Here is a 14,000-nt window from a genome sequence, read left to right as displayed (position 1 = left end):
GCTATAGCATTCCATTATTTTTAGTGGCACTTAATACTACAAACTTTTTATTTGAACCAAGTAATTCACAATTGCCAAACATACGTTTTAGTTTGTCATGGTAGTCCAGGTGGCGGTTACCAATAATACGTAATTCTCCGCCATTTTTTAATGTGTCTTTGGCTTGTTTAAACATTTGCCATGCAATGTGATCTGTCACGGCTTGTGCTTGGTGAAAAGGCGGATTACATAACACTACATCGACACTTTCACGTTCAAAGCCCGTTAAGCAATCATTTTCAATAAAGCGGCATTGCTCAAACTTATCTTCCATATTGAGCTCTACAGTTAATCGTGCTGATTCAACCGCCATATATGATTCGTCCACAAAGGTAACTTCAGCGTTAGGGCAGCGTGCGAGTGTCATCAAACCCACCACACCATTACCGCAACCTAGATCAATAATACTTTTTGCTTTATTGGTTTGTGGTAAAAAGTCAAAAAAGAACCGTGCACCAATGTCCAGAGAATCCCGCGAGAACACATTGGCGTGATTACTAATGGTAAAATCAGTGCCTTCAAGAGGCCAATTAACAGGAAAATCAGCAGCTTTATAACCACCTTCCGCTTGGCTAATAATTAGGCGAGATTTTTTCACTGCTAAACTAGTTTTAGTTTCACCAATAAATTGCTCGAAAGCTTTAATTGTTGAATTATGTACATCTTTGGTTTTTGCTGCGCCAATAACCGGAGTGCCAGGTGCAAGTACTTCGCTGAGCTCAGATAATTGATATTGCAAGAAGCCCAATGTGCGTGGCACTTTTAAGATAACTAAATCAACGTGTTCAGGCAAAGCCGATAAGCTATCTAGCTGGCTAAATGCGGTGGTTGGTATTTTATTTTCTGCTAAGTTGTAAGCCGCCGCTTGGTGGCTAATATAAGAATCGTTTACTGAACAAACCGTTAATTGTTGTTTACTAAAATAACAAGACAAGGCTCCAAAACTATCATTTAAAATCAGCAAAGAGCGACAATCAGGATAATGTTCAGTAACATAGTCAATTAGGTACTCGTCTGCTGAATCCCAAGCTTGTAAGCTACGGTTTTTTTGATCCAATGGAAAACGTTCAAGAGTAAATGTTTTATCGCCGAACTGTGCTTGCGTGGTCATAATAGTTAGTGATCAGTAATCAAATGATAGGTAAATTCTAACATGCAACGGCAAAAGGCCAACCCCCATATGCTACCAAATGGCTTTTACTACCAAGCAAAAGCGTTAAGTGCGCAAAAAAGTCTCGATTTATTCTACTATTTACGCGACTCACTGACTTGGCAGCAACCAAAAACGACCGTGTTTGGGAAAACGAACCCCATTCCACGTATGCAATGTTTTATTGCTGATGCTGGTGTACGTTACGGTTATTCTGGTTCGACATTAAATGTTGAACCATGGCCTGATGTATTAGATGCCATGCGACAGCGATTAAATAAACAATTTGATGTTGGATTTAATGCCTTATTAGTTAACTTATACCGTGATGGGAATGATTGCATGGGCTGGCACGCCGATGATGAAGCAGAACTTGGCTATGAGCCTATTATTGTATCGATTTCATTAGGGGCTGAACGAGTATTTAAAATAAAACATAAAGTAACCAAGGAAGTCACTTCGCTTACGTTACACAGCGGGAGTTGCTTGGTTATGAATGGACTTAGCCAGCAACAATATCTACATGCGCTTCCTAAACAAACACGTTTGGCACACCCTCGAATCAACTTAACTTTTCGAACAATTTTTCAAAAATGAATATTTGTTGGCCTTTATAGTAGTGGCCTTGATATAGTAAGCACATAAATAACCAGTAAAATATGAGTGTTTTATGTCAATGCAACAACAGATTGAAAGCAAGTTAGCTGATGCGATTGCGTGTAAGCACCTTAATGTGGTGAACGAAAGCCATATGCATAGTCGTGGTAGCGATTCACACTTTAAAGTGATTGTAGTAAGTGAAGAGTTTAGCGGTAAACGTTTATTGCAACGCCATCGTCAAATTAATGAAGTGCTAAAAGATGAGTTAGCGAATCATATTCATGCATTGGCTATCCATACTTTTACGCCTGATGAATTTACAGAGCAAAGTGGTCAGGTTGCTGACTCACCGACTTGTTTAGGTGGCTCTAAATTAGATTAACGGCAAGGTCTGAGAGTACACAAAACTCATCAGACCTGTATTTTTACAATTAGCCTTTAAACTAGCGCTAATTTTTATTGAGATAAATATAGGATGATCAATGGTCATTAAGCCTAAAATTCGCGGTTTCATTTGTACTAACGCCCACCCAGTAGGTTGTGCAGAGCACGTACAAGAACAAATTAACTATGTAAAACAACAAGGCGCATTAAAAAATGCCCCTAAAAATGTATTAGTTATCGGTGCTTCAACTGGCTATGGCCTTGCATCTCGTATTACTGCTGCATTTGGTGGCGGTGCTAAAACTTTAGGTATTTTCTTCGAAAAAGAAGGTACTGAGCGTAAAACCGGTTCTGCAGGTTGGTATAATACTGCTGCATTTCAAGCGGCCGCAGACGCTGAAGGTTTATGGTCAAAAAATATTAATGGCGATGCGTTCTCTAACGAAATCAAACAAAAAGCGATTGATACAATTAAAGCGGATTTAGGCAAAGTAGACCTAGTTATATACAGCCTTGCATCGCCGCGTCGAACTGATCCAAATACCGGCGAAGTTTACTCATCAACGCTTAAGCCAATTGGTAACTCAGTTACGACTAAAAACTTAAACACCTCAAAACGTGAAATTGATGCTATTACCGTAGAAGCTGCAAACCAAGATGATATTGATAACACTATTAAAGTGATGGGCGGCGAAGACTGGGAAATGTGGATTGATGCATTAAAAGAGGCTGATGTACTAGCTGATAACTTTAAAACCAGTGCTTATACTTATATCGGTAAAGAGCTAACATGGCCAATTTACGGTCACGCGACTATTGGTAAAGCGAAAGAAGATTTAGATCGCGCAACCGTAGCAATCAAAGAATCAACTAAAGCATTAAACGGTGAAGCTTATGTATCATCATTAAATGCAGTGGTTACCCAAGCAAGTTCTGCAATTCCTATTATGCCGCTTTATATTTCAGCGCTATTTAAAGTAATGAAAGCGGATGGGACCTATGAAGGCACGATCGAGCAAATTCACGCGTTATTTACTGAGAACCTTTATGGAGACTCACCACGCTTTGATGACGGCGGTCATTTATTCCAAAACTACAAAGAGCTGGAAGATGATGTACAAGCGCGTATTCAAACTGTGTGGGACAGCGTAACCACAGAAACAATAGACGAATTAACTGATTACGTGGGTTACCACAATGAGTTTTTACGTTTATTTGGGTTTGGTATTGATGCTGTTGATTATGAGCAAGATGTCGATCCAGTTGCCGCTATAGCTAACATGATTGATTAATTCAGCCATGTTTATTTGAAAAGTCGCTATGGCGACTTTTTTTATTGATAAATTTTACTTTATCGTTATTTAGCGGATTAATTTCCATCCCACCTCGCAAGCAATAGCACTTTGGTCTATATTGAATTTTATTCAAATGCGGCTAATAGGTTAAATAACTGCTCCTGTCGTATAAATTTCATAATTACACTCGCATAGTGACCCTGATTGATGTTAAAATTCGGGCAATATATGTGAGGAATTTTACTGCGTTGCTTGTTTTGTAATTTAAACAGGCGGTTCTTCGTTATCTTGAATTTGGCTTAGGGTTATCAAGAAAAGCGACGTGGTCGGTACGATTTTTCAGTTTCTTTCCGTTAATGTAGTGCAAGTGCGTATGATCAACATAAAAAAAGGTCTGGACTTACCCATAGAGGGCGCGCCTCAGCAAGTTATTCATGATGGTTCTACCGTCAAACGTGTAGCTGTGCTAGGTGAAGAGTTTATTGGTATGCGTCCAACCATGCATGTTCGTGTGGATGACCAAGTTAAAAAAGGCCAGGTACTTTTTGAAGACAAAAAGAACCCAGGTGTATTATTTACTGCTCCAGCTGCTGGTACAGTAAAAGAAATTAATCGTGGTGCAAAACGTGTGCTGCAATCTGTCGTTATTGAAATAAACGGCAGTGAGCAAATCACCTTTGACGCTTTCTCGACTGAGCAACTTTCGAGTCTCGATCGTGAAAAAGCCAAAGAAGTACTAATCCAGTCAGGTCAATGGACAGCATTACGTGCTCGCCCATTCAGCAAAGTAGCGGCTGTGGATGCAAATCCTAGTTCGATCTTTGTGACGGCTATCGACACTAACCCTCTTGCTGCAGATCCTGCAGTGATTATTGCTGAAAATGTACAAGCATTTGAAGCAGGTTTAGCTGTAGTATCACGTCTGACCGATGGTAAGGTATTTGTTTGTAAACAAGCAGGTAGCCAAGTACCTAGCTCATCAATTCCTCAAGTAGAAGTACATGAGTTTGGTGGCGTACATCCGGCTGGCCTTGTTGGCACACATATCCATCACTTAGATCCAGTATCGGTAAGCAAGCAAGTTTGGCATATCGGTTACCAAGACGTTATTGCCTTTGGTCACTTATTCCTAACTGGTGAAATTAGCACAGACCGTGTGATTTCTCTTGCTGGTCCGCGTGTTAAAAACCCACGTTTAGTGAAAACTCAACTGGGTGCTGCTTTAGATGATTTAGTTGCAGGCGAATTAGAAGACGGCGATAACCGTGTTATCTCTGGCTCTGTTTTAGCGGGCGCTACTTCACAAGGTCCTCAAGCATTCTTAGGTCGTTACCACATTCAAGTATCGGTATTACTTGAAGGTCGCGAAAAAGAGTTGTTTGGTTGGATTGCTCCAGGCACAGATAAATTCTCTGTAACACGTACTTTCTTATCACACCTAACACCGAGTCGTTTATTTAAAATGACAACGTCTACAGGCGGTTCAAAACGTGCCATGGTACCACTTGGTAGCTATGAGCGTGTTATGCCTTTAGATATTTTGCCAACGCCTTTATTACGTGACTTAATTGCCCGTGATTTGGATAGTGCAATTTCATTAGGGGCGCTTGAACTTGATGAAGAAGATTTAGCGTTATGTACCTTCGTTTGTCCAGGCAAATACGAGTATGGTTCAATCCTACGCGATTGCTTGACTACGATCGAGAAGGAAGGCTAGAGAGATGGGTTTAAAGAAATTTCTAGAAGATATCGAGCCGCATTTTGAAGCCGGTGGTAAACATGAAAAGTTTTATGCGCTGTATGAAGCAGCTGCAACTATTTTTTATACCCCTGGTCACGTAAATAAAGGCGCGACACACGTTCGTGATAACATCGACCTAAAACGCATGATGATTTTAGTGTGGATGGCGACGTTCCCTGCAATGTTTTTTGGTATGTTCAATATCGGTCATCAGGCCGCTGGTGCATTAGCACAAGGTTTTGAACTAGCAAATTCTTGGCAAGTTGGCCTGTTCCAGATATTTGGTGGTGAATTAACTGCTGAATCCGGCTGGGGCGCTAAAATGTTTTATGGCGCATGTTTCTTCCTACCTATTTACGCAGTTACTTTTGCTGTAGGTGGTTTCTGGGAAGTTATATTTGCTTCAGTGCGTAAGCATGAAATTAACGAAGGTTTCTTCGTAACGTCTGTGTTATTCGCGCTTATCCTACCTGCAACCATTCCTTTATGGCAAGTTGCACTAGGTATTACATTCGGTGTAGTAATCGCTAAAGAAATCTTTGGTGGTACTGGTCGTAACTTCTTAAACCCTGCATTAGCGGGTCGTGCGTTTTTATTCTTCGCATATCCTGCACAAATTTCAGGTGACACAGTATGGACCGCAGTAGATTCATTCTCTGGTGCAACTATGCTAGGTCAAGCGTTTGTTGGTTCACTTGATTACAGCAACATGGCTCTTTGGTGGGATGCGTTTTATGGTTTCATTCAAGGTTCAGTAGGTGAGACATCTACACTTGCATTGCTAGTTGGTGGCTTATTCCTCATTTACGTACGTATTGCTTCATGGCGCATCGTGCTTGGTGTATTCTTGGGTATGGTGGCAACTGCATTCTTATTAAATGCTGTTGGTTCTGATACTAACCCAGTATTTGCAATGCCTTGGCATTGGCACTTTGTACTTGGTGGTTTTGCTTTTGGTATGTTCTTTATGGCGACAGACCCTGTGTCTGCAGCATTTACTGACAAAGCAAAGTTCGCATATGGCGCACTAATTGGTGTGATGGTAGTAATGATCCGTGTAATTAACCCTGCATTCCCTGAGGGTATGATGCTAGCAATCTTATTTGCTAACTTATTTGCACCATTGTTCGATCACTTCGTAGTGCAAGCTAATATCAAGCGGAGGTTGGCACGTAATGTCTAGTAATAACGAATCAATCGGCAAAACGCTAAGCGTTGTTGTAGCACTATGTTTAGTGTGTGCAATCATCGTATCGTTTGCTTCAGTTCAGCTTCGCCCTTTACAGCAAGCTAACAAAACGCAAGATATTCAAAAAAATATCTTGGCAGCTGCGGGCATTGATGTGTCTGGTTCTGTATCAGAAACTTTTAAAGCTAAGATCGAAACTCGCCTAGTTAATATGGAAACAGGTGAGTCTCAAACTGGCGAAGCAGTTCAGGCTAAAATCGACGCTTTCGATTTTGAAAAAAGCAAGTTTGATCAAAAAATTAGCTTTGCATTAAAAGCAGAGGGCATTAAGGATATCGCTGGTATTCAGCGTATGACTCATGAGTCTCCTGCATATATCTCGAAAAAAGCAGACGGTTCTACAGATGCTATCATTTTACCAATCCAAGGTTATGGCCTTTGGGGTATTATGTATGGTTTCTTAGCGCTTGAAAGCGATGGCGAGACAATTAAAGATATTAACTTTTATAAGCACGGTGAAACACCAGGTCTAGGTGGGGAAATTCAAAATCCACAATGGACTGCTAAATGGGGTGGCAAAGAGCTACCTATTGATGTAGTAAAAAGCGGCGCTAAAAATGATCATCAAATTGATGGTTTATCTGGTGCAACTTTAACTTCAAATGGTGTTGATCACACAGTTGACTTTTGGACTGGCGAAAACGGCTTTGGTCCTTTCCTTGCGAGAGTACGTGAAGGAGCGTTGAAATAATGGCTGATACTAAAGAAATGAAGTCGGTCCTATTTGGTCCGGTACTGGCAAACAACCCAATCGCATTACAAGTACTTGGTATTTGTTCTGCGCTTGCGGTAACGTCGAGCTTAAAAAATGCTTTAATCATGTCAATCGCATTGACCTTGGTAACAGCGTTCTCAAGCTTCTTTATCTCAATTATTCGTAACCAGATCCCGTCATCTGTACGTATTATCGTGCAAATGACCATTATTGCATCATTGGTAATCGTTGTTGACCAAGTATTACAAGCCTTCTCTTATGCTACGGCGAAAGAGTTGTCTGTATTCGTTGGTCTAATCATTACTAACTGTATCGTAATGGGTCGTGCAGAAGCATACGCAATGAAGTCGCCGCCAGTAATGTCGTTCCTTGATGGTATCGGTAATGGCTTAGGTTACTCAGTAGTGTTACTGACTGTTGGCTTTATTCGTGAACTATTTGGTAAAGGGTCATTATTTGGTGTTGAAATCATCCCTCTTGTACAAGATGGTGGTTGGTATCAACCTATGGGTCTATTGATTTTACCGCCTAGTGCATTCTTCATCATTGGTTTATTCATTTGGGTACTTCGTACTTATAAGAAAGACCAAGTAGAAGCGAAAGGGTAAGGGGCAGACTGTGGAACATTATATTAGTTTATTCGTAAAAGCAGTTTTCATTGAAAACTTAGCTTTGGCCTTCTTCCTAGGTATGTGTACTTTCCTTGCAGTATCAAAGAAAGTTACAACGTCTATCGGTCTAGGTGTGGCAGTTATCGTGGTATTGGGTATCTCAGTACCAGTTAACAACTTGGTTTATCATGCGGTTCTTGCACCTGGTGCACTTGAGTGGCTTGGTTATCCTGACGCGGATCTTAGCTTTTTACGTTTCTTGACGTTTATCGGTGTTATTGCAGCACTTGTACAAATTCTTGAAATGGCATTAGATAAGTTCTTCCCAGCACTTTATAACGCGTTAGGTATCTTCCTACCATTGATCACAGTTAACTGTGCAATCTTTGGTGCGGTATCTTTCATGGTTGAACGTAACTATAACTTCACTGAATCAGTGGTTTATGGTATCGGTTCTGGTGTGGGTTGGGCGCTAGCAATTACTTTGCTTGCTGGTATCCGTGAGAAAATGAAATATTCAGACGTGCCAGACGGCTTACGTGGTTTAGGTATTACCTTTATCACTGTTGGCTTGATGGGTCTTGGCTTTATGTCATTCTCTGGCATTTCACTTTAATAGGTAGCGAGGATAAATCATGAGTTATGAGATTTTCTTAGGCGTTGGTGTTTTCATCGCTATCGTTGTACTGCTAGTTTTAGTCATCATTGGTGCTAAATCTCAGTTAGTTGCAAGCGGTGACATCATCATTGGCGTAAATGGCGATCCAGACAAAGCCATTACAACATCTGCAGGTACCAAGCTTTTAGGCGCGTTATCTGAGTCAGGTATTTTCGTATCATCTGCATGTGGTGGCGGTGGCTCTTGTGGTCAGTGTCGTGTACACATTCATTCTGGTGGCGGCGATATCTTACCAACTGAACTAGATCACATCTCTAAAGGTGAAGCCCGTGAAGGCTGTCGTTTAGCGTGTCAGGTAAATGTTAAAAATGACATGGAAATTGAACTTGAAGAGTCAATTTTCGGTGTTAAAAAATGGGATTGTGAAGTTATTTCTAACGATAACAAAGCAACTTTCATTAAAGAGCTTAAACTACAGATCCCTGATGGCGAGTCAGTACCGTTTCGTGCCGGTGGTTATATTCAGATTGAAGCCCCTGCGCATCACGTTAAATATGCTGATTTCGATGTACCAGAAGAGTATCGTGGCGATTGGAACCATTTTGGTTTCTTCAAGCTGGAGTCAAAAGTAGACGAAGAAACAATTCGTGCTTACTCAATGGCTAACTACCCAGAAGAAGAAGGCATCATCATGCTTAACGTGCGTATCGCTGCGCCGCCGCCAAGAGATTTAAGCTTACCTTGTGGTAAAATGTCATCGTACATTTGGTCACTTAAAGAAGGTGATAAAGTAACTATCTCTGGTCCATTTGGTGAGTTCTTTGCAAAAGATACTGATGCTGAAATGGTATTTGTAGGTGGTGGTGCTGGTATGGCACCTATGCGTTCACACATTTTTGACCAACTTAAGCGTTTGAACTCTAAGCGTAAGATGAGTTTCTGGTATGGTGCACGTTCTAAGCGTGAAATGTTCTATGTTGAAGATTTTGACGGCCTAGCGGCTGAAAATGATAACTTCGTATGGCATACCGCGCTTTCAGATCCACAACCAGAAGATAACTGGGAAGGCTATACTGGCTTTATCCATAACGTGCTATTTGAGAACTATCTTAAAGATCACGAAGCGCCAGAAGATTGTGAGTTCTACATGTGTGGTCCTCCAATGATGAACGCCGCTGTTATCACTATGTTGAAAGACTTAGGTGTTGAAGACGAAAATATCTTACTAGATGATTTCGGTGGCTAACACCCGTATCAAAACAGTTTAGTTTTGGTTAGAATATCAGCCTCGTAGCAATGTATGTTACGGGGCTTTTTTATTTCCATTACTTAAGTAGGCTGCTATGAATAGAGTTTTTCACCGACAAGGCATGATTGCCATCTTTTTTCTTACCCTCACTTTACTCATTAGTGGCTGTGGCCAAAATGATGAGCCCCAAGAGTTATACCTTGAAGGTAAAACTATGGGTACTACTTACCATATTAAGGTCTTTGCCAAGCAACAAAAGCTGGATTCATTAAATTTATTACCAGAAGTAACTCTGTTGCTCAAAGATATAAATCAATCAATGTCGACTTATATTGATGATTCTGAAATCAACACTTTTAATCGTCTTCCCGCTGGTCAAGTTATGCCTATTAGCCGTGATTTTAGAGCAGTTGTAAGCGAGTCCATCCGCTTAGGTGAGTCTACTAAGACTCTTGATGTGACCATGGGACCACTGATTGATTTATGGGGTTTTGGTCCTGATAAAAAACCAACAAAACGTCCAACAGATGAAGAACTCGCAGCCATGGTTGCACAAATTGGGGTTGATAAACTAATACTGACTGAGCAAGGCCTAGCGAAAACAGTAGCGGGTTTGGAATTATCATTTTCTTCTACTGCAAAGGGGTATGGGATAGATAAAGTAGCTGAATTATTAGAAAGCCATGACTTAACTGATTATATGGTTGAAATTGGTGGTGAGTTACGTGTATCAGGTAAAAAACCGAATGATCAAGATTGGCGTATCGCTATTGAGCAACCGGATGCTGAGCCTGGTGTGCGTAAAGTGCACCGTGTATTAGCGCCGGGTAATAACGGCATTGCGACATCGGGTGATTATCGCATTTACTATGAGATGGATGGTATTACCTATAGCCATTTAATTGATCCGGCAACCGGTATGCCAAGTCGTCATGATCTAGTATCGGTTACTGTATTGCATCCATCCGCGATGACAGCTGACGGCCTTGCAACAGCACTGACTGTGATGGGGATGGATAAAGCCAAAGCCTATGCCGAAAAAAATGATTTACCGGTTTATCTGATCGGCAAATCAAAAGATGGCTTAGTGACTTATTCGAGCCCTGCATTTAAACCCTATTTGTAGCGCGGTTTAAATCAGTTTATAATAGCAACAGCTTGGTGATTATCATCAAGCATTATTTTATTGCTGATCAATAGGGGCTAAGCAATGTCACTTTTTCTTCTTACGTTTGGTTTACTGCTTTTAATTGTCGCAGCGATGGCTGTGGGCATGATAGTGCAAAAGAAATCTATGGCCAGCAGCTGTGGTGGTTTAGGCTCTGTAGGCATTGATAAAGCTTGTGATTGTGATGACCCATGCGACAAGCGCAAAAAGCGTATGGCAAAAGAGCAAGTTTGGAAAGAAAACCAAATATTATAAGCTCGTGATAACTAGCAAATATACATTAAAAAGCGCCTCTTTAATAACAGGCGCTTTTTTAATGCCCACTTACAGCCAAAATGTGGCAAGTAATCGACCACTGCGACAATATGTCACACCCAGTGAAGCTCGTATGGACTGTATAATATGATGTATTCCTGATCGTTTATTCACTGCAGGCATTGATTATCAATTAACAACTTAATTAACAACGCAATTAAACTTGGCTGCGACACTGCGTGCGCTTTCTGATTACGAATTAGCACTAAGTAATAGCCAAGGACGATATGGTGACTTTTCACTACTTAGGCTTAAAGCAAGTTATGACGTTAATTCGGCACTGATGTTAAGCACGCAAGTTGATAATTTAACTGATGAGTATTATGAATATGTATAGTGGGATGACTCGTAAACTCTGCATAGCCCAGCACAAGGTCGTGCTATATCTGTTGCAATTAAGTTTAAGTATTAATGGGTAAGCAGTTACTCGCGTGGCGCAAGTTGGCAAGGCGACTTCATCTATGGTTGGGGTTAAGCCTTGGCATGTTTTTTGTGATCCTTTGCTTGTCAGGAGCTGCACTTGTTTATTATCCGCAAATAGATACCTGGTTGCATCCGGAATTAGCAAATGCAGCGCAGCAACCGTGTGATTACAACACTGCATTAAAAACATTACGCATGCAGTATCCAGATAAGCTGGGACCGTGGCGGTTTGAAGTGACCCCTGAACAACAATTCATTCCGGCGCGCTATTATAACCCTCAAGAGACTCAAGGGCAGGATTTTGCACCTATGATGGTGTGGTTGTCATCTGATGGCAGCACCTTGCTCAGACAGTCATTTTGGGGCGATTACCTAGTAACTTGGCTGTATAACTTGCACTTTACTTTACTACTTGGCAGTACAGGGACAATTATTGTCGGTTACCTTGGAATTGGCAGCGCGCTCTTATTACTCACAGGTTTAGTTGCGTGGTGGCCTAAGTCAGGTTTTTGGTTGAGGCAATTGCGTTTTAAGCGCCGCGCTGCTTTATTAGGACACATGTACGATTGGCATAAAACAATCGGTTTAGTGATGTTGTTACCCTTGTTTATTCTTACTAGTACCGGTGCGATGCTAGCCTTGCCCAAAGAGACCAATGGCTTGCTTGGCTGGGCACCGGGTGAAGTCGAAAGTGCTGCAAGACCAGCACCACAGTTAACTTTTTCAAACCCGCAAATTAGTGTTACTCAGGCTGTGAAAATAGCACAAACACAACTGCCTAAAGCGCGACTTGCATGGATAGAAACTCCCAGCGTAAACCAAGGCTATTATCGACTGCGCATGCAGGTAAGTGATGATAAATCGACACGTTTTCCAAACAGTTATATTGATATTAATCCGCGCTCAGGTGAGGTAGTGAAGGTCTTCGATCTTAGGCAGCAAGGAATAAGTAACCAAATCAAAAACTGGCTACATCCACTGCATAATGGCAGTGTAGGTGGGCTAAGCCTTAAAGTACTATGGATCATCGCCTCGTTGGCAAGTTTAGGGTTGGCTTGGCTAGGTTGGTATCGTTATTATCTACGTAAAAATACAGCCAAAAAAGATCGCAAAAAATAACAAGCCCTGAGAACAGGGCTAACGTACTTAAATTTAAAGTTTTATAAGTTGACTACCTAATACGGCGTATTCGATGTGTTTATCGTTGCGTAGTAAAAAGTGTGCTTTAGCTCCACGCTTTAGCATCGCGGTTTAAATCTATTCCTTGCGCATTAAAACGGGTTTGCAGCTGTGCCCCATCGGGATTGACCATAGGAATGATCATCAGTGATAGTTTGTTTTGCCAATTTTCTCGCCATGCATCATTTTTTGTTTCGATTGCATAGCTTAAAAAATCCGTTAATGCGGCACTTGCCGTATTTTCATCACCATGCATTTGGCTCCACATCATAACTTTGATTGGCCCCGAGCCAATATAAAATGCATCAATTGATTTACCTAAGAATGATTGACCTAAATTTTTTCGCTCTATGCTGGGGTGAGCAGCTAACGTATCTAGTAAAGGAGCAAGATCAGCGTGTGTAATCGCTGCTTTGTTTAATCCTTTAATTTGGTGCATTGCGATTGGTGCGGCAGTTAAGCTAAATGAGCAACTAAGTAAGCCAACTAGTATGGTTTTGCGAATCATAATAATACCCCGCTATTCTTGCTTTGCAAATTTTTAAGAATATAATATTAAAATGGATCGGTCCAAAATTATCTTCACTTTAAGTGAAATCATTTCTCATAACTGTGATGCTTTGCGGGCTTTATTTTCAATTGATTGTTTATTATAAAATAATATCTTTTGATAAAGTTTTTTGTGAACATTTAAGTTGATTTTAGGGTTAAAATTTAGACTAAAGTCTATGAGTTAATTTTTTTCATCTATCAGATTTATTTTTATCAGTTGTAAGCTTTGAGCTATTACACTAAATTTAGTTTCAAGGAAGCGAAATGAACAAGCCGCTTACAAAGAATCTTTATAATTGTGTGTGAAGATGTTGTCAAAGGCGGTTCAAGTTTAGTACAAACTGGGCTTGAACTGTTTTTATTTTACTGCCACATGATTGGACGAACTGAAAGTTTGTCACTGAATTACAGTGTTTATTGAACAACGCTAAAACTGAATCTTTATAATTGTGTGTGAAGATGTTGTCAAAAAGACAGTTCAAGTTTAGTTAACCTGAGCTTGAACTGCTTTTATTTACTGCCACGCGATTAAATGAACTTATTGTTCATCAGTGAATCTACAATACGTATTGAAAAATATTAGAACCGAATCTTTATAATTGTGTGTGAAGATGTTGTCAAAAAGACGACTCAAGTTAGGGGATAACTTGGCTTGAGTTGCTTTTTATTTTAACCGACATGCAGTTAGATGGCGAAGCAGCCAATACCAAA

15 protein-coding genes are annotated in these 14,000 nt (G+C 40.6%); 13 read left to right on the top strand and 2 right to left on the bottom strand.

Annotated features, from left to right (window positions below; all coding sequences use genetic code 11):
- Nucleotide 1 precedes the first annotated feature (1 nt).
- Nucleotides 2–1,150 carry a methyltransferase gene (locus H5203_RS08690; protein WP_145241311.1) on the bottom strand — a complete coding sequence of 383 codons (1,149 nt, stop codon included), beginning with the start codon at nucleotides 1,148–1,150 and terminating at the stop codon, nucleotides 2–4.
- Nucleotides 1,151–1,192: 42 nt separating this feature from the next.
- Between H5203_RS08690 and H5203_RS08685 the strand changes: the two genes are divergently transcribed.
- From H5203_RS08685 to H5203_RS08625, 13 genes are all read left to right on the top strand, one after another.
- Nucleotides 1,193–1,786, top strand: a complete 594-nt coding sequence (locus H5203_RS08685) for an alpha-ketoglutarate-dependent dioxygenase AlkB (RefSeq protein WP_145241313.1) — start codon at nucleotides 1,193–1,195, stop codon at nucleotides 1,784–1,786.
- Nucleotides 1,787–1,859: 73 nt separating this feature from the next.
- A complete protein-coding gene (locus H5203_RS08680) occupies nucleotides 1,860–2,171 on the top strand; it encodes a BolA family transcriptional regulator (RefSeq protein ID WP_145241315.1) in 312 nt (103 codons plus the stop codon).
- Nucleotides 2,172–2,271: 100 nt separating this feature from the next.
- Nucleotides 2,272–3,465 (top strand): enoyl-ACP reductase FabV, encoded by a 1,194-nt coding sequence (gene fabV, locus H5203_RS08675; protein ID WP_145241317.1) that lies wholly within the window; start codon nucleotides 2,272–2,274, stop codon nucleotides 3,463–3,465.
- Nucleotides 3,466–3,841: 376 nt separating this feature from the next.
- A complete protein-coding gene (locus H5203_RS08670) occupies nucleotides 3,842–5,185 on the top strand; it encodes a Na(+)-translocating NADH-quinone reductase subunit A (RefSeq protein WP_145241319.1) in 1,344 nt (447 codons plus the stop codon).
- Nucleotides 5,186–5,189: 4 nt separating this feature from the next.
- On the top strand, nucleotides 5,190–6,392 hold the full coding sequence (locus H5203_RS08665; protein WP_145241321.1) for an NADH:ubiquinone reductase (Na(+)-transporting) subunit B: 1,203 nt from the start codon (nucleotides 5,190–5,192) through the stop codon (nucleotides 6,390–6,392).
- Nucleotides 6,385–7,149 (top strand): Na(+)-translocating NADH-quinone reductase subunit C, encoded by a 765-nt coding sequence (locus tag H5203_RS08660; protein WP_145241323.1) that lies wholly within the window; start codon nucleotides 6,385–6,387, stop codon nucleotides 7,147–7,149. The genes H5203_RS08665 and H5203_RS08660 overlap by 8 nt, the downstream gene beginning before the upstream one ends.
- Nucleotides 7,149–7,781 carry an NADH:ubiquinone reductase (Na(+)-transporting) subunit D gene (locus tag H5203_RS08655; protein WP_145241325.1) on the top strand — a complete coding sequence of 211 codons (633 nt, stop codon included), beginning with the start codon at nucleotides 7,149–7,151 and terminating at the stop codon, nucleotides 7,779–7,781. Before H5203_RS08660 ends, H5203_RS08655 begins: the two co-directional genes overlap by 1 nt.
- Nucleotides 7,782–7,791: 10 nt before the next feature.
- Nucleotides 7,792–8,400 (top strand): NADH:ubiquinone reductase (Na(+)-transporting) subunit E, encoded by a 609-nt coding sequence (gene nqrE, locus H5203_RS08650; RefSeq protein WP_145241327.1) that lies wholly within the window; start codon nucleotides 7,792–7,794, stop codon nucleotides 8,398–8,400.
- A gap of 19 nt (nucleotides 8,401–8,419) precedes the next feature.
- Nucleotides 8,420–9,649: an NADH:ubiquinone reductase (Na(+)-transporting) subunit F gene (gene nqrF / locus H5203_RS08645; RefSeq protein WP_145241329.1), complete on the top strand. Its 1,230-nt coding sequence runs from the start codon at nucleotides 8,420–8,422 to the stop codon at nucleotides 9,647–9,649.
- A 97-nt stretch (nucleotides 9,650–9,746) separates the two neighbouring features.
- Nucleotides 9,747–10,778, top strand: a complete 1,032-nt coding sequence (locus tag H5203_RS08640) for an FAD:protein FMN transferase (protein WP_149982043.1) — start codon at nucleotides 9,747–9,749, stop codon at nucleotides 10,776–10,778.
- Between the two features lie 84 nt (nucleotides 10,779–10,862).
- The gene (nqrM, locus tag H5203_RS08635; protein ID WP_149982042.1) at nucleotides 10,863–11,075 is read left to right on the top strand and encodes a (Na+)-NQR maturation NqrM; all 213 of its coding nucleotides are present in this window, start codon (nucleotides 10,863–10,865) and stop codon (nucleotides 11,073–11,075) included.
- A gap of 223 nt (nucleotides 11,076–11,298) precedes the next feature.
- Nucleotides 11,299–11,472, top strand: coding sequence for a TonB-dependent receptor (locus H5203_RS08630; protein WP_182758449.1), 174 nt, complete (start codon nucleotides 11,299–11,301; stop codon nucleotides 11,470–11,472).
- A gap of 74 nt (nucleotides 11,473–11,546) precedes the next feature.
- Nucleotides 11,547–12,677: a PepSY domain-containing protein gene (locus tag H5203_RS08625; protein ID WP_182819599.1), complete on the top strand. Its 1,131-nt coding sequence runs from the start codon at nucleotides 11,547–11,549 to the stop codon at nucleotides 12,675–12,677.
- A gap of 106 nt (nucleotides 12,678–12,783) precedes the next feature.
- On the opposite strand, the gene H5203_RS08620 is transcribed toward H5203_RS08625, so the two are convergent.
- Nucleotides 12,784–13,245, bottom strand: a complete 462-nt coding sequence (locus tag H5203_RS08620; RefSeq protein WP_182819598.1) for a M14 family zinc carboxypeptidase — start codon at nucleotides 13,243–13,245, stop codon at nucleotides 12,784–12,786.
- Between the last annotated feature and the right edge of the window lie 755 nt (nucleotides 13,246–14,000).

The organism is Pseudoalteromonas sp. SG41-1 (assembly GCF_014164575.1).
Lineage (GTDB): Bacteria > Pseudomonadota > Gammaproteobacteria > Enterobacterales > Alteromonadaceae > Pseudoalteromonas > Pseudoalteromonas rhizosphaerae.
This window is presented reverse-complemented; position numbering and strand designations above follow the sequence as displayed.